This is a genomic window from Methylotenera sp. (assembly GCF_036401095.1).
Taxonomy (GTDB): Bacteria; Pseudomonadota; Gammaproteobacteria; order Burkholderiales; family Methylophilaceae; genus Methylotenera.
In genome coordinates this window covers 82,097-103,881 of the sequence record NZ_DASWWA010000016.1, presented here as the reverse complement: position 1 = coordinate 103,881, position 21,785 = coordinate 82,097, and the positions used below count along the sequence as shown (strand labels likewise).

Genomic DNA, 21,785 nt, shown 5'->3' with positions numbered 1-21,785 from the left:
ATTCACAGAAGTGTTAATAATGAACCGGGGACAACCATGCAAGACGAACAATCTACGCCGCAACCTGAGCTAGAAACAACAACTGCAAATGTACAAACGCCAGAAGCAAAAATTGCTGAACTGGAAGCCGCACTTGAAGAGGCAAAAGCCAGCGTACTTTATGTAAAAGCCGAAGGTGAGAACATTCGCCGCCGCGCTGTTGATGATATCGACAAAGCACGTAAATTTGCTTTAGAGAAATTTTCAGGCGAGTTACTGGCAGTAAAAGATAGCTTAGATGCAGCGTTAGCCATTGAGGCGACCGAAGTGCAAAGCTATAAAGATGGCGTTGAACTGACTGCGAAACAATTATCCAGCGTATTTGAAAAATTCCACATTGCTGAAATCAGCCCATTGGGTGAAAAATTCGACCCGAACAAACATCAGGCAATTTCAATGCTAGAAAACAGCGGCGAGCCAAACACAGTGACTAGCGTGCTACAAAAAGGCTACACGCTGAATGATCGCGTATTGCGCCCTGCACTAGTGATGGTAGCCAAGTAATTAGTTTTTTATAAATAAAAGCTTTCTATATAAAAAGCACTTGAATTTAGAAAAACAATCACCATCTAGCAAACAAGGTTATCAATTAAGCTGCTTTTAAGCTTCAGCGCTAAAAGCAGTTGGAACAAATTTAAAGTAAAAGGAAATAAAATGGGAAAAATTATTGGGATTGACTTAGGTACAACGAACTCTTGCGTAGCCGTAATGGAAGGCGGCAAACCACGCGTGATTGAAAACGCTGAGGGCGCACGTACTACCCCGTCTATCATTGCATATCAAGAAGATGGCGAAATCTTAGCGGGCGCACCTGCAAAACGCCAAGCCGTGACCAACCCAAAAAACACGCTATACGCGGTAAAACGTTTGATTGGCCGCCGTTTTGAAGAAAAAGAAGTACAAAAAGACATCGGCTTGATGCCTTACACCATTGCTAAAGCTGACAACGGCGACGCATGGGTAGAGATTCGCGGTAGCAAAATGGCGCCACCACAAATCTCAGCAGAAGTTTTACGCAAAATGAAGAAAACTGCGGAAGACTACTTAGGTGAAGAAGTAACAGAAGCGGTCATTACTGTACCAGCGTACTTCAACGACAGCCAACGCCAAGCCACTAAAGATGCTGGCCGTATCGCTGGTTTAGAAGTTAAACGTATCATCAACGAGCCAACTGCAGCTGCGTTAGCTTTCGGTTTAGACAAACAAGAAGGTGACCGTAAAATTGCGGTGTACGACTTGGGCGGCGGTACATTTGACGTTTCTATCATTGAAATTTCTAGCATTGATGGTGAACACCAATTTGAAGTACTTTCAACCAACGGCGATACATTCCTAGGTGGTGAAGACTTTGATAACCGTTTAATCGACTTCTTGGCTGATGAGTTCAAAAAAGAAAACGGCTTAGATTTACGCAATGACTTGTTGGCAAAACAACGTTTGAAAGAAGCGGCTGAAAAAGCAAAAATCGAGCTTTCAGGCGCTCAACAAACTGAAGTTAACCTGCCATACATCACTGCTGATGCATCAGGCCCTAAACACTTAGTAGTAAAAATCACTCGTGCAAAACTGGAATCTTTAGTTGAAGACTTAATCGAGCGCACTATTGCTCCTTGCCGTACTGCATTGAAAGATGCTGGCGTTTCAGCTTCTGATATCACCGACGTGATTTTGGTTGGCGGTCAAAGCCGCATGCCTAAAGTGCAAGAAAAAGTAAAAGAGATTTTTGGTAAAGAGCCACGTAAAGACGTAAACCCTGATGAAGCAGTGGCAGTAGGTGCTGCAATTCAAGGCGGCGTATTGCAAGGCGACGTGAAAGACGTGTTGTTGCTAGACGTAACACCATTGTCATTAGGTATTGAAACACTAGGTGGCGTGATGACTAAACTCATCAAGAAAAACACCACGATCCCAACCAAGGCATCACAAGTGTTCTCAACGGCTGACGACAACCAAAACGCAGTAACGATTCAAGTGTTGCAAGGCGAGCGCGAAATGGCGTCTGCCAACAAATCACTTGGTCAATTTAACTTGAGCGACATTCCACCAGCACCACGTGGTATGCCGCAAATTGAAGTGACTTTTGACATTGACGCTAACGGTATTTTGCATGTTTCTGCAAAAGACAAAGCCACTGGCAAAGAAAACAAAATCACCATCAAGGCAAACTCTGGTCTTTCTGAAGAAGAAATCAAGAAGATGGAAGAAGATGCAATCAAGTATGCTGATGAAGACCGCAAGTTACGTGAACTTGTAGATGCACGCAACGCTGCTGATGGCGCAGTACACTCAGTGAAAAAATCACTGACTGAGCACGGCGATAAATTAGAAGCAGCAGAAAAAGAAGCAATTGAAACTGCAGTTAAAGACTTGGAAGAAGCATTGAAATCAGACGACAAAGCTGAAATCGAAGCAAAAACAGAGGCTTTAACCACAGCGTCACAAAAACTAGGTGAGAAAGTTTACGCTGAGCAACAAGCACAAGCTAATGCCCAAAGCGCCCAACCTAGCCCAGAAGGTGAAAAAACTGTGGATGGTGACGTAGTTGATGCAGAGTTTGAAGAAGTGAAGAAAGACTAATTTTAGCGCTAGCTTATGGTCGACAGTCGTTAGCGTCAAATGATGCTAACGACTTTTCCATTTATCCAGCAAGTCACAACTAACTACTACAGACTACATATATGGCAGCTAAAAAAGATTACTACGAAGTCCTCGGTGTTAATAAGGATGCCTCTGAAGAAGAGATTAAAAAGGCTTATCGCAAACTTGCGATGAAGTATCATCCTGACCGCAACCCGGACAACCCTAAAGCAGAAGATCAGTTTAAAGAGGCAAAAGAAGCCTACGAAATGCTCTCTGACGACCAAAAACGTGCAGCTTACGATCAATACGGCCATGCCGGCGTTGACCAAAGCATGGGTGGCGGTGCAGGCGGCTTTGGTGGCGCAGGCTTCGGCGATGCGTTCGGCGATATCTTCGGTGATATTTTTGGTGGCGGCGCACGCGGCCAACGCAGCAACGTTTATCGCGGTGCAGATTTACGTTACAACATGGAAATCTCGCTGGAAGACGCAGCCAAAGGCACTGAAACCAAGATTCGCATTCCGGTACAAGCCAAATGCGACCCTTGCAACGGCACAGGCGCAAAATCAGGCAAATCACCTGTCACTTGCTCAACCTGTGGCGGTCACGGCCAAGTACGTATGCAACAAGGCTTTTTCTCAGTACAGCAAACTTGTCCTAAGTGTCACGGCACGGGTAAAGTCATTAAAGACGAAGACAAGTGCCCTAGCTGCCACGGTGCTGGCCGCGTTAAACAAAACAAAACGCTCTCCGTTAAGATTCCAGCTGGTGTGGATGAAGGCGATAGAATTCGTTTAAGTGGTGAAGGTGAAGCCGGCGTTAACGGCGGCCCAACCGGTGATTTATATGTTGTGATTCACCTGAAAACCCACGAGATTTTCCAACGTGACGGTGGCAACTTGCACTGCGAAATGCCTATCAGTTTCAGCACTGCTGCACTCGGTGGCGAAATTGAAGTACCAACACTGGATGGTTCAGCAAAAATGAAGATTCCAGCTGAAACCCAAACCGGTGGCGTATTCAGATTACGCGGCAAAGGTATTAAACCACTGCGCTCTAGCGACTACGGCGACTTAATGGTGCATGTGGTAGTAGAAACGCCGGTAAAACTCACTACACGCCAGAAAGAACTGTTACGCGAGTTTGAAGAAAGCACGCAGGCAGACGCTGGCAAGCACAGCCCAAAAAATAAAAGCTGGGTAGATAAAGCTAAAGACTTTTTTGGATAATTAATGTTTAGATAAGTTGTTTAGCTAAACAAAATCTTTATGCTCAAATAAAAAGGCCTGCAATTGCAGGCCTTTTTATTTGACTCATGGCACGTTCTCAGCTTTATAGACAATCCTACCAACATAACAAAAATGAGCTTCTAAAAACTCTTTAATTGATGTCAACTTTGGGCCGGCAGCAGTTATTAATGACCAACCCTACGCTTTAATTAAAACATGACCGCCATAACTTGGTAGTCCACGACTTCAAATTTCTATGTCCATAAAAAAGCCTGAATTATCAGGCTTTTCTACTAGTGCTTTATGCGGCTGGTGCTAGCTGCTTATTGGGTAAAACTATTGGCGATATCTTTCATTTTTTTACGCGGGAGTTAAAAGTAACCACTTGGATTAGATCAAGATTTGATTATCTATACTTAGGCATTTTTAAGACTCATTGCAAGCAAGCATATGCAATATCAAACTACTACTATGCAACCGAACGTTTATTTGAATTGCAGGACATACCACGAAATCGCCGCATGACGGTTAAAGAGTATTTTGAGGAGGCTAGTAATTTCAATACTGAAATTAAAGCGTAGTTGAAGATAATAGCAAGAAGCTTTGAGGATTATCGTTATGGAGAAAAGCCATACAATAAAAGTGAGTTAGAGACTCTCAACTCACTTTACAAAAAAGTCTATCGTACCTTATCCAAGTAACTAGACCTAAAGTAAAGCATAACTTATGACGTCTGCTTGGGGCTGCTCTAAGTGGCTATCTAGCTCAGCCCTACGCGAGCTAGCTGCACAGCAAAATATATCAATTTAAGAACAGATGTGCTTGCATCTGTTCAACTACAGCGCGACGTGATAACTTTCGTATTGCCTTAGTTTCAATATAAATAAGAAGTAAAACCGTTTCTACTAATTAAAAAGGAAAATGTGATGGTGACTACGACAACGAATAGTAATTGTGCTGATACAGGTAAACTCATACTACGTGCAACGCTGGCAATCCTGATTTTGTTACACGGCATTAGCAAGCTAATGAATGGCGCCGACTTTGTGACCGGTTTGATAGCGCAGGCCGGCCTGCCCGCAGCGGTAGGTAATCTGGTTTATGTGGGTGAGGTGCTGGCTCCCTTGCTTGTACTGTTCGGCCTATGGGCACGTATTGGCGGCCTTATCATCGCCATCAATATGGTAGTGGCGATTCTGTTGGTGCATACCGGTGATCTTCTGCATCTTAACCAAACTGGCGGCTGGGCGCTGGAGTTACAAGGCATGTTCCTTGCCACGGCTTTAGCAGTGTTTTTCCTTGGTGCTGGCCGTTTCAGCATTCAAGGCAATGGCAATCGCTGGAATTAACAGAATAAATTGATGATGAAAGCGGATTACTCGTTTCTGTAAGAGTGACTAGCTTTTACTTAGATCAAACTTATATATTTAGCCCCTAAGGCACTAAGCCATGGGGGCTAAATATAGCAATACCAATCGCTGATATGCTTAGTTGGCTACTCTGTGTTATTGATATATGTAAGTAATTAAATATATTGAGATACCTAAAAACTTAGGTATCTAAGCGCAGCATTTAATTAATCAGTTTCAAGCTTCATTAAAACCTCTTCATCAGCAACCATATCTAAGATGTCCTCGGTAAACTCATCGGGACATTCGCTCGACCACTCAGCACCTGCTTTAAAATCTGATGTCATCATAGGCAAGAAGCTCATGTGCATATACTGCCCATTATCCATCTTAATTGCTTGTACTTGGTCGGGATGCTCTACCAAGTCCCATGTGTCAGGAATGTCTAGCTCTAATTGGATTGTTACTAATAGTTTTTTCATGCGGTGTCCTTGCGTTAAGTTTTCTGTATTGATTTGGTCATAAAGATATGGGGCACCTGAAACATTGGTACATGCGCAGGCAATACGGTCTTAATGTTTATTAAATGTACCACTTAACTATATAAATCATTCCTACCCCAAAAACATAGATATAACAAAATAAAGCTTCCGATTAATTCTTTCCTTAATTTCTGGCAATCTTCACTTAAATACACATTCGTTAACACAATGAGTGAGCCAATTGGTGGCATGTCTTGCAAGTTAAGGTTCGCATTTTTACACTTTATCATTTCAGTAAAAATAATTGGTTGTTTCACTAAAAATGCCAAAACAATTAACCAACTACAGAAAAGAGAAGCAATCAAAAAACTAGCAATCATTCGTGATGCTCCTACAATTGAGGAAAGGGAAAAGCTTGAATAAAACCTAAAAAAAAATAATAAAGACATTGATCATTAACTGTCTGTCATTTTTAGCTATAAATACTCTCTTTAAACTCGATTGCTCAGTAAAAAATGGGGTGATTCAGTTGTAGAAGTACCGATGTGCAGTCACTCTGCCGGTTATTTAAATATAAAGAGAGGAAGCATGTCAGAGCAGCCTCTTAATGGAAACATATCTCTGGCTTCTTAATTTGGAATCATAAAGCTGTCTTTAAGACAAAGTTATGCGAGAATCATCCACAACCACTAAAACTGAAAGCTGAAACTCATTTTGAAAACGTTATCGATAGTATTATTTTTACTAGCTTTGTCCGGTTGTAGCAGTATACCAACTGGTGATCGCGACAATTGGATCGGCCATACTGAATCGGGAGAAGCTTCTTTTTACGATGACAAATTTCAGAACCGAAAAACTGCTAGCGGAGAGCGGTATAACCATAGTTTAAAAACAGCGGCTCATAACAAAATCCCTCTCGGTTCAAGTGTAAAGGTAACGAACAAGAGTAATGGAAAAAGCGTCGTTGTGAAAGTAAATGATCGTGGCCCTTTCGCAAAAGGTCGAGTCATTGATCTTTCAAAATCTGCATTCAGTAGTATTGGCAACCCTTCTTCTGGCGTGATAAACGTCAGTATAGAAGTTGTTCAGTAGCACATAACAATTAGCTCAAGCGTGACACGGTTTTTCGGCACGACTTAATCAGATATTTAACGTCTGCTTTGGACCGAAACTGACCCCTCAGATCTAACTATCTTCCACTACTACTTAGGTGCAAACTGGTTCACAACGAATTTAGACATGCCAATTGCTAACTCTTCTTCTCCATAGAAAACTGTACCTAATTTATCTTTGCGCAATAATTCGGACTCATCTTCGTTATGCGTCCTTAGTACAATCTCGATTTCAGGTCTAAGCGCTTTAGCGGTATCCACCATCTTGCGTACATCAATCGGCTCTGGCGTTGCCACTACCAACATAGAAGCATTAGCTATATGCGCCTGGATTAAAACGCCAGGCTCAGACGCATTACCAGAAACGGCAGGGATGCCTTTCTTACGCAAGCCCTCTACAATCGCCCGATTCTGCTCGGCAACCACAAAAGGAATATTATGCTCCTTTAGCTCATTAGCAATCCGGCTACCAACCCGCCCATAGCCCACAAGCACAACCTGCCCTTCTAAATATTTGCGCTCAGTACTCATCGGCAGTTCAGCAAAGGGATCAACTCTTTGTTCTAATTCCCTTGCTACGCTGGAAAGCCCTACTAGCCATTTTCTAAATGGCATAATGGCTGAGAACAACAAAGGATTAATGGCGATAGAAATTAATGCGCCGGCCAGAATCAGGCTCATACCCTCCGCAGGAAGAATACCAAGTGATACGCCTAGACCAGCCAAGATAAAAGAAAACTCGCCAATTTGCGCAAGGCTTGCCGCTACGACCAGCGCCGTATTAAGCGGGTAACGGAATGCCAGCGTAATCGCCATTGCTGCAATTGACTTTCCAACGACAATCACGCCAACGACCGCCAGCACGCTCAATGGCTTAGTTAGCAGAATAGACGGCTGAAACAACATCCCCACCGAAACGAAGAAAAGCACAGCAAACGCGTCTCTTAGTGGCAATGACTCTTGCGCTGCACGATGGCTAAACTCAGACTCACGCATCACCATGCCAGCAAAGAAAGCGCCCAACGCAAACGAAACGCTAAACAGCGCAGCGGCACCATACGCAATACCGATAGCAGCCGAGATCACAGATAGCGTAAATAGCTCGCGCGAGCCCGTTTTAGCCACATGCCAGAGCAGCCACGGTAACAGACGCTTACCGACTACTAACATAATCACAATAAACGCGATCACTTGTAATAGTGTTAGGCCTAGGGTTTGCCAAATTGAAGTTGTTCCTCCATCTACTGCAGTACCGCCTAATAGACTTGCTAATGGAGGTAACAGTACAAGCACTAGCACCGTCAGTAGGTCTTCTACCACTAACCAGCCTATGGTAATTTTAGCATTGATGCTTTGCATCAAGTTTCTCGACTCTAGCGCTCTTAGAAGCACTACGGTACTGGCGCAAGACAATGCCAGGCCAAATACCAAGCCTTCGCCAAACGTCCATCCCCAAGTGTTAGCAACGTACATTCCAAGTATGGTAGCGATACTCATTTGTACAATTGCACCCGGTATAGCGATACGCTTCACCGACATTAAATCATCGACAGAAAAGTGCAAACCCACGCCAAACATGAGCAACATAACACCGATTTCTGATAATTGAGAGGCGATATGGGCATCAGCCACGAATCCAGGCGTAGCTGGCCCAATCAACATGCCGGCGACTAAGTAGCCGACCAAAGCAGATAGCTTAAAGCGCTCTGCAATAAAACCGAAGATTAAAGCTAGGCCAAATCCGGCGGCGATAGTACTAATGAGTGTGACGTTATGATCCATAGGCCTTTACAACTTTATCGAGCTAACTTAAGTTAGCGTTTATTTGAATTATTTTCTTGATTACGTTTTTAGCACTGGCTCGGTATCGTAATATGCATTTCACCTACCCAACACACTAGGTCAAATACATTACCTTACATCACACATACACATCAAGCAGCGCTTTTATTCTGACGGTCAATCTAAATACTGTACCTATAGCAGACAAGGCTAGGCTGCATATCGTTCTTAATGATTAGATTAAACTTTGATATATCGCCCCTAACTCAGCCTCAATATCAGAAAAGTCCTGATAATTCCGCCCGTCACTACGGCCATACCAGTACTTGCTATTCCACTCATCGCCCTCAATCTTGTGCAGCACGGCGTGTAGCCAATTAGCAGTGGGGCTATTGTAATCTTGCGCGATTTGATGTGCTGCATCCCAATCGCCTGATTGCGCGGCCTGCACTGCTTTGAGTAAAACTGCTTTATCCATCATTAACACCCTCAAAAAAATTGAGTTTTTTATGTCTGGGTAGACTTTTCAACTGCGCCTCGGCAACGCTTGCAGTCGAGCGATCTGGATAAGGCTTTGAAGCTAGAATTTTAATAGGCGGGTTGGCGCGGGTATAGCGCGCGCCTTTACCAGCCACATGCGCAGAAAACCTTGATGCTAAATCATTGGTAATTCCTGCATAGTAAGCACCGTTCTTACATTCCAGCAGGTATAAGCACCAAGTCATTTCACTAGCATTAACATGAGTTCTTGTTGGCAATTAAACGGGCAACACCATGCACGCCCATTGTCGATAAGAGTTAAAAAGTACCGGCCTGAATGAACTCGACTTTGTAACCATCTGGGTCTTCAATAAATGCAATCACGGTTGTGCCGTGCATCATTGGACCAGCCTCACGCACCACTTTTCCGCCAGCATTACGCACGGCATCGCAGGCTTTGTAAGCATCGTCTACTTCAATGGCAATATGGCCGTAAGCTTTGCCCATGTCATAGCTTTCTACACCGTAGTTGTAGGTCAGTTCCAGTACTGTATGGTCACTCTCGGCACCGTAGCCCACGAAAGCCAAGGTAAACTGGCCATCTGGGTAATCATGCTGACGTAGCAACTTCATGCCTAATACTTCAGTATAAAACTTAATGGAGCGCTCCATGTTACCAACACGAAGCATAGTATGTAGCATGCGCATTTGCTGTCCTTATTATTAATTAGATGCTGTTAATTGATGATACTTTTCAAGCAGTTGCTCTTTAGATTCCACTTTATCCGGGTCTAGCGGAATACAATCTATCGGGCACACCTGCTGACATTGCGGCTTATCATAGTGCCCTACACATTCGGTACATAAATCCGGGTTGATCTCGTAGATCTCTTCACCCTGATAAATTGCACTATTCGGGCATGCCGGCTCGCACACATCGCAATTAATGCACTCATCTGTAATCATCAACGCCATAAACTAAAGACTCACTTTTAATTTTTTCACAATCGCATCTTCAACTGATTTAGACACGAACTGATCTACCGCACCACCCAACTTAGCTACCTCACGCACCAAGCTTGAAGACACGAACATATACTGCTCGGAAGGCGTTAAAAATAGGGTTTCTAATTTTGGGTAAAGCTTGCGGTTCATTCCCGCTAGTTGAAACTCGTACTCAAAGTCAGAAGCAGCGCGCAGACCACGAATGACTACTTGCGCGGCTTGGTCTTGTACAAACTGCATCAGCAATCCGCTAAAACCAACAACTTTTACATTATCGTAAGAGGCGAATAGATTTTGCGCTAGGGCAACACGCTCTTCTAAATTAAATAAGGTGCTTTTATTGGTACTGCCCGCCACTGCAACCACAACCTCATCAAACAAATAGGCGGCGCGGCGGACAAGATCTTCATGCCCCAGAGTAATCGGGTCAAAAGTACCTGGGTAAACAGCAATGCGTTTTTTAGTTTGTGTCATCGCGCAATTTTATCAGATGATAAAAGACATTACCTGCTTTACTCTGCTTAAATACTTGCCAAGTTTCGTCATCGGCCAACGCATATTCAGCCTCCACATAGACCACGCCTTGTGCATTTAAATGCTTAGCCAGTTGTGCTAACACTTTATTCAGCCAGCCTTGGTGATATGGCGGGTCCACAAAAACCACATCAAACAATTCCTGATTTTTATCTAAAAAAACCAAGGCATCCATGTTAAGCACCTGCGCTGCATCGGCTTTGAGCATAGCCTTATTGTCTAACATCGCGCGATATACTGCGGTGGTTTTCTCTACCAACACCACGGACTTAGCATTGCGCGATAGCGCTTCAAACCCCATGACTCCAGTACCGGCAAATAAATCTAAGCATTTTTTACCGGTTAGGTCTTGCCCAAGCCAGTTGAATACCGTTTGCCTGACACGCTCTGGCGTTGGGCGTAAACCCTGTGCATCAGGGAACTTGAGTAAACGGCTACGCCATTCTCCCGCATTGATGCGTACAGTATTTAGTTTTTTCTCAGCCATATTAAATGCGGTGCTATTGATTGCAATAAAACCGCATTTTACTATTAATTCGCATCACACCCCATTGCAAATCACAGGCTTAGCATTAGGGATGTTGAATACTGCGATTAATTTAAACACAGTGAGATGACACCAAAGTTACTGTGCGCTTGGATCCCCCACAATCACAGTAACAAAATTCTTTGTATTCAAACGGCGATTAAACGCATCTTTAATTTGCGCAGCAGTCACGTTCTCTACATTTTTATTGTACCCATCCAAGTAGGTCAGCGGCAATTTGTAAAAGCCAATCACACTTAGATAATCCAAAATCTTCTTATTACTATCAATACGCATTGGGAAACCACCAATGATATTGGCTTTGGCAGCCTTTAGCTCTGCTTCAGTAACGCCATTTTTAAGAAATTTTTCCAAGGTTTCACGCACTAACGCCAATGCAGCTTCGGCCTGATCTTTTTTCGTTTGCAAACCAATCTGGAACGGCCCTGCCTCGGCCATAGGCATGAAGTAACTGTACACGCTATACACCAAGCCACGCTTCTCGCGCACCTCTTCGGTCAGCCTGGAGACAAACCCGCCACCGCCTAAAATATAGTTACCTACATACAGTGGGAACAGATCAGGGTCATTACGTTTAATGCCTGTATAGCCCAATAAAATATGCGATTGAGATGCAGGGTGTGCAATACGCTGCTCTTTTGCTTGGCTAGGTGTAGTGACAGCGGCAATCGGGGCAGGTGCCGCCGATGCAGGCAACCCAGCACTTAGGCTTTCAGCAATCTGCTGCGCCTGCGCGCGTGTTACGTCGCCAATAATGGCAATGACCGCGCCTTTGGCACCGTAAAACTGCTGGTAAAACGCGCGCAAATCATCAGACTTAATTGCAGCTACTGTATCAATTTCACCGCTGTCATCCAGACTGTACGGATGATTACCATATAGCGCTGACATAAACGCTTTTGTTGAAATACTTTCTGGCTGAGTGGCGGACTCTTGTAAGCCTGAAATAATGCGTGCTTTTTCACGTGCTAGCACTGTATCAGGAAAGTCTGGCTTTTGCAGAATCTGCGTAAACACATTGAGTGCCTGTAATCGCTCACGCTCACTGCTTAAAGTACGTAACGACAACGCAGCACGATCTGCATCAAAACTACCTCCCAATACCGCACCTACGTCTGCAAACTTATTGGCAATTGCTTCATCGCTCATACCGGCAGCGCCCAGCGTCATTAAGTAGCGAGTGATGCTGGCCACGCCAGACTTTTCTGCTGTGTCACGCACACTGCCCGCTGCAAAGTTAACGCTAAGGTCTAAAATCGGCAAGTCATGATTTTCTACAAAATATACGGCTGAGCCGGCAGTAGTTTGCCATTGCTCAATCTTAACCGCTGCTTGGGCGCTGGTTGTAGCAAACATCAGCCCTGTGCTAACAATGAAGAAACCTGATGCCACTATTCTTTTTATATATTGCAAACTCATTATTTTTACCTTAAAAATCAAACTTAAATGCCTAATTAAAGTGTAATGCTTTATTAATGTACGTGCGGTTTACCCTGAGGCTTTGCATTGGGGGAAATCGGCTGCGGGTCTAATGTAGCAATCGTTAGGTTATCTTGGTTCAAGTATTTTTTTGCAACTGCCTGCACTTGCTCTGCTGTAACTGCACGTAACTTATTGGGGTAATCTTCCAGCATCTTCCAAGAGAAGCCAATAGTTTCTATCGTGCCAAGCTGCATGCCTTGATAAAACATAGAGTCGCGTTGGTATACGTCCGCAGCAATCACACCTGCTTTTACACGATCAAGCTCTTGCTGTGAAACACCTGATTTCTTGATTTTCTCAACTTGCTCGATTAAAGCCTGCTCCAACTCAAGCACGGTTTTGCCCTCGCTTGGTGTGCCATCTAATGAGAATAAGCTTTGACGACCACGCGCTAATAAATCGTAGCCCGCGTCTGCATCTATCGCTAATTGTGTATCTCGCACTAGGCTTTGATTTAAACGTGCGGCAGGGTTACCACTTAACACACCAGCTAACACCTCCAAGGCATAAGGCTCCCAATCTGATTCAGGGTTAACTACAGGCGGCACATGGTAGCCCATCAGCAGGTATGGCAACTTTGCTGGCGCTTTAACCACCACGCGCCGCTCGCCCAACTGAACTGGCTCTACTTGTGGCTTACGTTCAGGCAGTGCCTTGGCTTTAATTTTGCCAAAGTATTGTTTTGCCAACTTATAAACATCATCAGCTTTCACATCACCCACCACTACTAACGTAGCATTATTAGGCGCATACCAATTGTGATACCACTCGCGTGCATCAGCAACGGTCATATTTTCCAGATCATTCATAAACCCAATCACGGGGCGTGAATACGGGTGCGCGCGATACGCCACCCCTTGAAAAGCCTCATTCACCTGAGATTGTGGTTTATCATCAGTGCGCCAGCGCCGCTCTTCCATCACCACTTTAATCTCTTTAGCGAATTCCTCTTCACTCAACTGCAGATTCTCCATGCGGTCAGCTTCTAGCTTGAAGGACAGTGGCAAGTGTGATTTTTCCAGCTGCTGAAAATAGCAAGTGTAGTCGGTGCTAGTAAAGGCATTCTCCTTGCCGCCGGCGGCTGCAATCAAACGTGAGAACTGGCCTGCGGGTACGTTTTTTGTGCCCTTAAACATCATATGTTCAAGCACGTGTGCCACACCGGTTTTACCATTCACCTCATCTAAGCTACCAGCGCGATACCACACCTGAGATACGACTACCGGCGCACGATGGTCTTCTTGCACCACCAACTTAAGGCCGTTATCCAGCTTAAATTCTTTAATGAGTGGGTTAGCAAAAACAGTGACAGGCATTACTAACAAAAGTAGTAAAAAGCATTTTGTACGCACAGGACTTAATCTCCAGTTATTGTGATCAATATTCAAAAGCCAGCATCTGCTCGAGAGATGCACTGAATCAGATTTTGGGACAAGGATACCACTGACTTAGTTCAGCCTAGCTAGCATCTCAATAAATTACTGGCTTCTTTTAAGGCAGGTCAATACCAACCCTTAACAAAGCTCAATTAAAAATACATAAACATTCATTAACATACATCAAATGAACTGGTTTGCCGCAAGCGAAATTAAGCTAAAATAGTGCTACTAAACTCAGTTAAAAATTTATGTTCGATTTTTTCAAAAAAGACAAAACGCCTGTTGCCGCAGAGACTAGCCCAGTGGATGCAGCCACAAGCCAAAGCTGGGCTGCTCGCTTAAAGCAGGGCCTAGCAAAAACCAGAAATCAGCTGGGCAATCAACTTGCCAGCATTTTTGGCGGCGGCAAAATTGATGCAGAGGTCTATGAAGAACTAGAGACCATACTCCTCACCTCAGATGTAGGCATCAACGCCACCCAGCATTTACTGGATGATATTAAAAGCCGCGTAAAACGCCAAAGTCTGGATGATACAGTTCAGCTCAAAGCTGCATTAAAAGATGCACTCTCTGACTTACTCTCTCCGCTAGAACAACCTTTAGTCACAAACAAGCACCAGCCATTTATTATTATGCTCGCTGGCGTAAACGGTGCGGGTAAAACCACCACTATCGGTAAATTAGCCAAGCTATTTCAGTCCGAAGGCAAAAGCGTGCTGATTGCGGCTGGCGATACCTTTAGAGCTGCCGCACGTGAACAATTGCAAATTTGGGGCGAGCGTAACAATGTACATGTGGTTGCGCAAACCAGCGGCGACCCTGCAGCCGTGATGTTTGACGCCATCAACTCGGCGCGCGCTAAAAATATTGATATTGTGCTGGCGGATACCGCTGGGCGCTTACCGACGCAAATGCACCTGATGGATGAAATTGCAAAAGTAAAACGCGTGATGGATAAAGCGCTACCTGGTGCACCGCACGAAGTATTACTGGTATTAGATGCGAACACCGGGCAAAACGCAGTATCACAAGTGAAAATTTTTGATGACGCATTAGGCGTAACTGGCTTGGTGCTCAGCAAGCTGGATGGCACAGCAAAAGGCGGAGTGATTGCCGCCATCGCTCAAGCGCGCCCGATTCCGATTCGCTATATTGGCATTGGTGAAGCGATTGACGACCTCAGAGCGTTCAACGCTAATGAATTTATTGACGCGATGATCGAGTCCTAAACTATTTTTAATCCGCGTGCATATATTAAGACTAAAATACCAGCATGATTCAATTTGATAAAGTCACCAAGCGCTACCCGGGTAGCGATGAAATACTCAAAAACATTAGCTTTAATATTGATGCTGGTGAGTTTGTGTTCCTGACTGGCCACTCTGGCGCCGGCAAAAGCACACTGTTAAAGCTGATTGCAGCCACAGAGCGCCCTACTAGTGGCACGGTATTAATTGCCAATCAAAATATCAGCCAGTTAAAACCTTCTGCCATTCCGTTTTTACGCCGCCGCTTTGGTTTGATTTTTCAGGACCACAAACTGCTCTACGATAGAAACTGTTTTGAAAATGTAATTTTACCTTTACATATCAACGGCATATCCGGACAAGAAGCAGCTAAGCGAGTACGTGCAGCGCTAGATAAAGTAGGTTTACTGCATAAAGAAAAGGCGATGCCAATTACATTATCAGGCGGCGAACAGCAACGTTTGGCAATTGCACGCGCAGTGGTCAGCCGTCCGTCTATTCTGCTGGCAGATGAGCCTACCGGCAATTTAGATGCAAGTTACGCAGCCGACATTATGGCAATCTTCTACGCCTTTAACCAAGTTGGGGTCACGGTAATTATGTCTACGCATGATGCCCTAGGCATGAGCGCCACACAAAATCGCGTGCTGCACATTAACCAAGGCTCACTGAGCGAACCGTTACTAAACACATCCAATTTAAACCAAGAGTCGTCCTCTATCGAGCGTTTTACATCATGAGTAACTGGCTAAACCAACATATACAAACCCTTAAGCTGGTACTTAACCGCATGCACGCCAACATGCTGTCAACGTTTATGATTTGCCTAGTGATTGGGGTGGCAATGTGCCTACCTAGCTTATTTTATTTGGCGGTAGATAACTTATCTAAACTTACAGACCACATACAAAAAGACACAGAAATCAGCCTGTTTCTCAATGTAGAAGCTGGCGCTGGCGCGATTAAAACAATTGAACGCCAATTAGCACAAAATGAAGAGATTGAGCGCTTTCACTTCGTGACTAAAGAGGAAGCCTGGCAGCAGCTGCAACTTAAATCGCAAAGTAATCAAGACGTTAATGATGCTGTATCACAATTGGGTAAGAATCCATTGCCAGATGCATTTTTCATTCAGGCTAAATCTGCCGACCCGGATAGCTTGATTCAGCTAAAAGATACGCTGCAAAGCCTACCTAACGTAGAGCTGGCATTACTAAATACCGAATGGGTAAAGCGCCTGTCATCGTTACTAAGCTTAGGTAAAACACTAATCTCTATGATTGCCGGCTTATTAGCGATTGTATTGCTGGTGATTATCGGCAATACCGTACGCATGCAAATCTTGACGCAAAAAGATGAAATTGAAGTGAGCAACCTGATTGGAGCAACCAGCAGCTTTATACGCATGCCATTTTTATATGCAGGGGCGCTATACGGACTATTTGGCGGCTTAATGGCAGTACTGATGCTGATGGGCATAATTCACGTATTTAATCTCTCTATGTCACAAATCGCCCATTTATATAGTAATGACTTCAGTTTATCGCTATTAAATTTACAGCTATTTCTAGCAGTCATCATTACTGCAGTCTGCATAGGCTGGGCAGGTTCATACATTGCCGTATCACGCGCGATTGCAAGTTACAAAATAAACTAGTGTACGCCTCAAGATAAAACACACCAAAACGCCTGAGTACTTCAGGCGTCAAGATCTTATGCATCATCATTAAGCTTGAGTTAAGCTTACGCATGCACAATACATACCATTACCTTCACTTGGAGTTTTTGACTAAGGCTGCAACTTGCCCCTAGCAAATCAAACACACTATGACGAAAAAACTCGGTATTTTTGTATTGTTAACAGCAACATTCTTATTGCTTGCTGCTGTTTTTATTTTCACCAACAATTCGGCAAAAGCTGATATTAATCAGCAAACTGCACGCCAACTACTAAGTGCAGGAAAAATACTTCCATTAGAAAAAATCACGAAACTAGCAAAAGAAATTAAACCTGGTGAGGTGCTAGAAACTGAGCTAGAACACAAAAAAGGCATGTATATTTATGAGGTAGAACTGCTGGATGCGCAGAGCCAAGTTTGGGAAATCAAACTAGATGCAAAAACTGGCAAGCTGATCAAAATGGAACTTGAGGATTAACCCATGCGCCTGCTTTTGGTTGAAGACGACCCCATACTAGGCAAACAATTGCAAACCAGCCTACAGCGCGCCGGCTATGCCACAGACTTAGTCAACGATGGCATAGAAGCAGAAATACAAGGTGAATTAGAGCCTTATGATTTAGCCATTCTGGATTTAGGCCTACCCAAGCGTAATGGCTTGGAGATATTGGCACACTGGCGCAATGTGCAGGTCAACACACCAGTGATTATCCTCACTGCCCGAGGCGGATGGCAAGATAAGGTTGCAGGCTTTAACACTGGTGCAGATGACTATGTCAGCAAACCGTTTCAAATTGAGGAACTGCTTGCTCGTATCAGTGCCGTACTAAAACGTAGCATGCTTAATCATGCAAGCGAGCTGCAATCAGCTCAATTCAAGCTGAACGAGCAGACGCAAACCGTTATATTTGAAGATGGTACTCAGCATAACCTCACGAATGTAGAGTTCAGGTTACTGCGCTATTTTATGCTACACCCCGGGCATATCCTCTCCAAATCGGTATTAACAGAGCATGTCTATGAGTATGATGCAGATAAAGACAGCAACGTGATTGAAGTTTACGTCAATCGCCTGCGCCAAAAGATTGGTAGCCACCTTATACAAACCCGGCGCGGCCAAGGTTATGTGTTTGGGGTGAGTGCTTAATGGGTTCACTTAAAGGCAGGCTGTCATGGAGTATCACGCTTAGCTTGGTGGTGTTGCTATCACTGCAATGGCTGGTGGTTAGTTATGCGATTAATAAACTCAGTGAAGATCAGTTGATTAAGCGCCTGCAGCATGAAGGCGAAAGCCTGCTTGCCAGCGCCAGGTTAAATGCATCCAACCAATTGGAAATTGACGCACAGCGACTAAGCGCCATTTACCAGCGGCCATTCTCCGGTAACTATTATGTGGTCATTTCTGGGCAGCAACGCTTAATTTCTCGCTCACTGTGGGATACCGACATGAATATCGGCCCCTTAGCAGCCGGTGAGCAGCAATTACTTTATAGCCAAGGCCCGGAACAGCAGTCGTTACTGATTGTGGCACATGGCTACCAAAAACAATCCCTGCCAATTACGATTGCAATCGCTGAAAACCTGGACCCGATAAAAGCCAGCATTGAGCGCTTTCAGCTGATTTATGGCGCAATCTCACTGCTTGGCCTAATCCTGTTGTTGGCTATACAACGGCTAATGATACAGCGCGCGCTTTTACCACTAAAAGAGATGCAGAGTGACATTGCCAAACTAGAGCGTGGTGAGGCTGACCAAATTGCATCAAAAGGGCCAGATGAAATTGCACCGCTGATTACAGAGCTTAATCATTTACTGCATACAGTCCAGCAGAAATCTAAACGCTCCCGAGAGTCTTTAGGTAACTTAGCACACGCACTCAAAACCAAACTCACACTACTGAACCAAACAGCGGAACGCACAGAAATTGATGGCCTACCTGAGATTCGTGCATCCATTTATGCGGTGACAGAGTCGCTTGACCAAATTATCGAACGTGAACTGAAACGCGCACGCTTAATGGGGAATGCAAAACCTATGCAACAGGTGGATTTAAAAACCGAGATTGCTCAGCTTACGCATACCATGCGTATGATTTATCAAACCAAAACCGTTAATATCACGTGGGAAATCGCAGAAGGAACGCGATTTCATGGCGATGGTGAAGACCTATTAGAAATATTGGGCAACTTGCTGGATAACGCCTGTAAGTGGTGCACACGTAATGTGTCACTTACAGTAACAGGCAATGACGCACCCATTTTTGTAGTAGAGGATGACGGTCCAGGTTGCCCGGCACATGAGCTGAATTCCCTTACTCAACGCGGCTTTAGAGCGGATGAAACGGTTGCCGGCAGCGGCTTGGGACTTGCCATCGTATACGACATTGCAAACAGCTACGGAGCTAACCTAAGCTTTAGCCGCTCAGCCGCACTTGGCGGCTTACGCGTTGAAGTTAGATTCAGCCCACGCACTACTTAAAACCACTCGCGGCTCACATCACGTACCGCACCGGTTTTCGCATCGACTAATACTTCCCACTCGCGCCCATCGGCATCGACTATTTCAAACTCGTAATACCAGCCTTTGCCAAACTTTCTATTTTCCAGATCTACATCGGCAACCGCGCCAGGCTTTGCAGCCAACGCTTTTGTTTTAGCCTGCTCTAAGGTAATTAAACCTAGCTCTTTAGAAATAGCTTCAATTTCATGAATATCATCATCAGCAAATGCTAAAGGCGATAATAAACTCAGCGAAAGAAGTGAAACTAAGGTAAATGTAGAGATTGGTTTTTTCATGATGTAACTCCTTTAATAAATGGTGACATCACTTTATGCGCCAAAGCTTAAATCAAGCTTAAAAAGTCATCACAACAAACACTTAACATTTATCACTATCAATGCATCTTTAAATATCCCAAAGCAGGCCCGTGATACTAACAACATTCAAACACTGCCAAATAGCTTGCCTAGTTAACCATATACTTAATAGGGTCACTTTACCTGTACTGACAATTTTGTTAGAGTTAACCCATGTACTAAACCTAATATTTCAAACAGCTGACAGACAGGCAAATGCCTTCTCCTTGATGTAGAAATTTGGCGTATAGTCAATTGTCATATGCAGTGACAAGAACTGAGAAAATACTTGTTCACAAAACTACACATCAAAGACGACCTAGGCATCGCTCAAGCGCTCACTTGGCGTTACGTCCTTGCACTCTCTCTCGTCGCAACACTCTCAACCGCCGCATGGTATAGCCTAGAACTTGTCATATCCGAACAAAATAGCACAGCTGCTGTCGTTAACATAAGTGGGCGACAACGGATGTTAAGCCAACGTACTGCCCTGTTTGCTAATTTATTAGTCACAGCACCCAGCAGTGAACGTGCAGCGATTCGCCTCAAGCTGAAAGAGTCTGTTGAACTAATGGCGACCTCACATCACGGCTTGCTACATGGCAATCCAGCCATGAGGCTACCAAGCACCATGTCTCCAGCCATCAAGGCCATGTATTACGATGGAGAGCAGCCACTTAACCAACAAGTAAGAACCTACATCAATACGGTACGCGCATTGATTGCTGCAGATAATGAAAAACTGGCAATAGACAATCCGGCATTGCGTTATATCACGCTCACAGCTCCCGGCACGTTAGTTTCTTCACTAGATAAGGCAGTACATCAATATCAATTAGAAGGTGAAGCAGCTATCACGCGGTTGGAAAAAGCGGAAACCACTTTATGGATTGTGACCTTGCTTTTGCTTGCACTAGAAGCAATGCTGATTTTTCATCCATTTATCAAACACATCAAAGTAGTGGTTGGTAAACTCAAGCGGGCTAATGACGAGATTCTGCTCAATCAGGAAACCCTCGAAGAAAGAATTAAGCAGCGCACCGCCGAGCTTGCGAATAGAAGCAAAGCACTGGCAGAAAGCGAGCAGAAACTATCTGTGCTGCTAAACAATACCAATATACATATGTGGGCGTTTGACGGCAGAGTGTTCACCTATACAAATAAGCAGTGGTTTGATTTTACCGGACAAGATCCAGAAAACAGCCTCACCAAAGAAAAATGGATTTCGGTGGTACACCCGGAAGATATAGCAGAGGCGCAAAAAATCTGGCAAGTGGATTTTGAAAAGAAATCTAGCTATGACCATTACTTTAGATTAAAACGGCACGATGGCGTGTACCGTGATTTCTATTGCCGTGTCACTCCAATTAAAGACGAAACCGGAGCACTGCTGTATCTGCAAGGCCACAATTTAGACATTACAGACCGTAAGCAGCTAGAAGATGAAGTACGTCAATTGGCATTTTACGATGCGCTCACCACACTCCCCAACCGGCGCCTGCTGAAAGACCGCTTAAGCCAGACCATGGCATCCAGCAAACGTAATGGCCGCTACTGTGCGCTGATGTTTTTGGATTTAGATAACTTCAAACCCATCAATGATACTTATGGCCATGCATTTGGTGATGCGTTATTGCTAGAAGTAGCAGAGCGCATCAAAAGTTGTGTGCGCCAAAGTGACACCGTTGCTCGATTTGGCGGTGATGAGTTTATCGTGCTGCTCAACACTTTAACTACCGATAAAGAAAAATCTGTACAGCAAGCCAACCGTATTGCAGAGAAAATACGTAAAGCATTATTAGCGCCATATTCACTGTCATTAAATACCAATGACAACAAAACAAAAATTGAGCATCTATGCTCAGCTAGCATAGGCGTTGTCGTATTTGTTAGCCATGAGTCAAATGAAGATGAAGTTTTAAAACGTGCAGACGATGCCATGTATGCGGCAAAAGGCGCGGGTCGCAACCAAATTAGACTTGACAGCGACTTCATTTAGCCACC

The 21,785-nt window shown here is 44.3% G+C and carries 24 protein-coding genes; 13 read left to right on the top strand and 11 right to left on the bottom strand.

All coding sequences use genetic code 11. The features are described from left to right. From grpE to VGD82_RS09595, 4 genes are all read left to right on the top strand, one after another. Positions 1-543 carry a nucleotide exchange factor GrpE gene (grpE, locus tag VGD82_RS09610; protein ID WP_331020210.1) on the top strand — a complete coding sequence of 181 codons (543 nt, stop codon included), beginning with the start codon at positions 1-3 and terminating at the stop codon, positions 541-543. Between the two features lie 150 nt (positions 544-693). Then, positions 694-2,616 (top strand): molecular chaperone DnaK, encoded by a 1,923-nt coding sequence (dnaK, locus tag VGD82_RS09605; protein ID WP_331020182.1) that lies wholly within the window; start codon positions 694-696, stop codon positions 2,614-2,616. A 101-nt stretch (positions 2,617-2,717) separates the two neighbouring features. Then, positions 2,718-3,848 carry a molecular chaperone DnaJ gene (gene dnaJ, locus VGD82_RS09600; protein ID WP_135278426.1) on the top strand — a complete coding sequence of 377 codons (1,131 nt, stop codon included), beginning with the start codon at positions 2,718-2,720 and terminating at the stop codon, positions 3,846-3,848. A 926-nt stretch (positions 3,849-4,774) separates the two neighbouring features. After that, positions 4,775-5,197, top strand: coding sequence for a DoxX family protein (locus tag VGD82_RS09595; RefSeq protein ID WP_331020181.1), 423 nt, complete (start codon positions 4,775-4,777; stop codon positions 5,195-5,197). Between the two features lie 227 nt (positions 5,198-5,424). Here the strand turns inward: VGD82_RS09595 and VGD82_RS09590 are convergent, their stop codons facing one another. After that, the gene (locus tag VGD82_RS09590; RefSeq protein ID WP_331020180.1) at positions 5,425-5,679 is read right to left on the bottom strand and encodes a hypothetical protein; all 255 of its coding nucleotides are present in this window, start codon (positions 5,677-5,679) and stop codon (positions 5,425-5,427) included. Positions 5,680-5,907: 228 nt separating this feature from the next. On the opposite strand from VGD82_RS09590, the gene VGD82_RS09585 reads away from it, so the two are divergent. Continuing rightward, complete coding sequence (locus VGD82_RS09585; protein ID WP_331020179.1) at positions 5,908-6,102, top strand: hypothetical protein; 195 nt, start codon at positions 5,908-5,910, stop codon at positions 6,100-6,102. A gap of 291 nt (positions 6,103-6,393) precedes the next feature. Then, the gene (locus VGD82_RS09580) at positions 6,394-6,771 is read left to right on the top strand and encodes a septal ring lytic transglycosylase RlpA family protein (protein WP_331020178.1); all 378 of its coding nucleotides are present in this window, start codon (positions 6,394-6,396) and stop codon (positions 6,769-6,771) included. A gap of 110 nt (positions 6,772-6,881) precedes the next feature. On the opposite strand, the gene ybaL is transcribed toward VGD82_RS09580, so the two are convergent. The 9 genes from ybaL to VGD82_RS09535 form a co-directional block, all read right to left on the bottom strand. Continuing rightward, positions 6,882-8,573 (bottom strand): YbaL family putative K(+) efflux transporter, encoded by a 1,692-nt coding sequence (gene ybaL / locus VGD82_RS09575; protein ID WP_331020177.1) that lies wholly within the window; start codon positions 8,571-8,573, stop codon positions 6,882-6,884. Between the two features lie 235 nt (positions 8,574-8,808). Then, positions 8,809-9,054, bottom strand: a complete 246-nt coding sequence (locus VGD82_RS09570) for a hypothetical protein (RefSeq protein ID WP_331020176.1) — start codon at positions 9,052-9,054, stop codon at positions 8,809-8,811. Further along, positions 9,044-9,298 carry a GIY-YIG nuclease family protein gene (locus tag VGD82_RS09565; RefSeq protein WP_331020175.1) on the bottom strand — a complete coding sequence of 85 codons (255 nt, stop codon included), beginning with the start codon at positions 9,296-9,298 and terminating at the stop codon, positions 9,044-9,046. The genes VGD82_RS09570 and VGD82_RS09565 overlap by 11 nt, the downstream gene beginning before the upstream one ends. 73 nt (positions 9,299-9,371) lie before the next feature. Next, complete coding sequence (gloA, locus tag VGD82_RS09560) at positions 9,372-9,761, bottom strand: lactoylglutathione lyase (RefSeq protein WP_331020174.1); 390 nt, start codon at positions 9,759-9,761, stop codon at positions 9,372-9,374. Between the two features lie 15 nt (positions 9,762-9,776). After that, positions 9,777-10,028: a YfhL family 4Fe-4S dicluster ferredoxin gene (locus VGD82_RS09555; protein ID WP_331020173.1), complete on the bottom strand. Its 252-nt coding sequence runs from the start codon at positions 10,026-10,028 to the stop codon at positions 9,777-9,779. A gap of 3 nt (positions 10,029-10,031) precedes the next feature. Next, positions 10,032-10,532 (bottom strand): pantetheine-phosphate adenylyltransferase, encoded by a 501-nt coding sequence (gene coaD / locus VGD82_RS09550; RefSeq protein ID WP_331020172.1) that lies wholly within the window; start codon positions 10,530-10,532, stop codon positions 10,032-10,034. Then, positions 10,519-11,079: a 16S rRNA (guanine(966)-N(2))-methyltransferase RsmD gene (gene rsmD / locus VGD82_RS09545; RefSeq protein ID WP_331020171.1), complete on the bottom strand. Its 561-nt coding sequence runs from the start codon at positions 11,077-11,079 to the stop codon at positions 10,519-10,521. The genes coaD and rsmD overlap by 14 nt, the downstream gene beginning before the upstream one ends. Before the next feature lie 138 nt (positions 11,080-11,217). Then, entirely contained in the window at positions 11,218-12,558 is a 1,341-nt protein-coding gene (locus VGD82_RS09540) for a pitrilysin family protein (RefSeq protein WP_331020170.1), read from the bottom strand. A 53-nt stretch (positions 12,559-12,611) separates the two neighbouring features. Then, entirely contained in the window at positions 12,612-13,937 is a 1,326-nt protein-coding gene (locus VGD82_RS09535; RefSeq protein WP_331020169.1) for a pitrilysin family protein, read from the bottom strand. Positions 13,938-14,248: 311 nt separating this feature from the next. Between VGD82_RS09535 and ftsY the strand changes: the two genes are divergently transcribed. The 6 genes from ftsY to VGD82_RS09505 all read left to right on the top strand — a co-directional run bounded on the left by ftsY (position 14,249) and on the right by VGD82_RS09505 (position 19,404). Next, complete coding sequence (gene ftsY, locus VGD82_RS09530) at positions 14,249-15,229, top strand: signal recognition particle-docking protein FtsY (protein WP_331020168.1); 981 nt, start codon at positions 14,249-14,251, stop codon at positions 15,227-15,229. 44 nt (positions 15,230-15,273) lie between these two features. Further along, entirely contained in the window at positions 15,274-15,987 is a 714-nt protein-coding gene (gene ftsE / locus VGD82_RS09525; RefSeq protein ID WP_331020167.1) for a cell division ATP-binding protein FtsE, read from the top strand. Further along, complete coding sequence (gene ftsX, locus VGD82_RS09520) at positions 15,984-16,904, top strand: permease-like cell division protein FtsX (protein WP_331020166.1); 921 nt, start codon at positions 15,984-15,986, stop codon at positions 16,902-16,904. Before ftsE ends, ftsX begins: the two co-directional genes overlap by 4 nt. Positions 16,905-17,074: 170 nt before the next feature. After that, entirely contained in the window at positions 17,075-17,404 is a 330-nt protein-coding gene (locus tag VGD82_RS09515; protein WP_331020165.1) for a PepSY domain-containing protein, read from the top strand. Between the two features lie 3 nt (positions 17,405-17,407). Beyond that, on the top strand, positions 17,408-18,073 hold the full coding sequence (locus tag VGD82_RS09510) for a response regulator transcription factor (protein ID WP_331020164.1): 666 nt from the start codon (positions 17,408-17,410) through the stop codon (positions 18,071-18,073). Then, entirely contained in the window at positions 18,073-19,404 is a 1,332-nt protein-coding gene (locus VGD82_RS09505) for a sensor histidine kinase (RefSeq protein ID WP_331020163.1), read from the top strand. The genes VGD82_RS09510 and VGD82_RS09505 overlap by 1 nt, the downstream gene beginning before the upstream one ends. Here the strand turns inward: VGD82_RS09505 and VGD82_RS09500 are convergent. Beyond that, a complete protein-coding gene (locus VGD82_RS09500; protein WP_331020162.1) occupies positions 19,401-19,721 on the bottom strand; it encodes a PepSY domain-containing protein in 321 nt (106 codons plus the stop codon). The two genes, VGD82_RS09505 and VGD82_RS09500, sit on opposite strands and share 4 nt — an antisense overlap. A gap of 349 nt (positions 19,722-20,070) precedes the next feature. On the opposite strand from VGD82_RS09500, the gene VGD82_RS09495 reads away from it, so the two are divergent. Further along, entirely contained in the window at positions 20,071-21,780 is a 1,710-nt protein-coding gene (locus tag VGD82_RS09495) for a diguanylate cyclase domain-containing protein (RefSeq protein WP_331020161.1), read from the top strand. Positions 21,781-21,785: the final 5 nt, after the last annotated feature.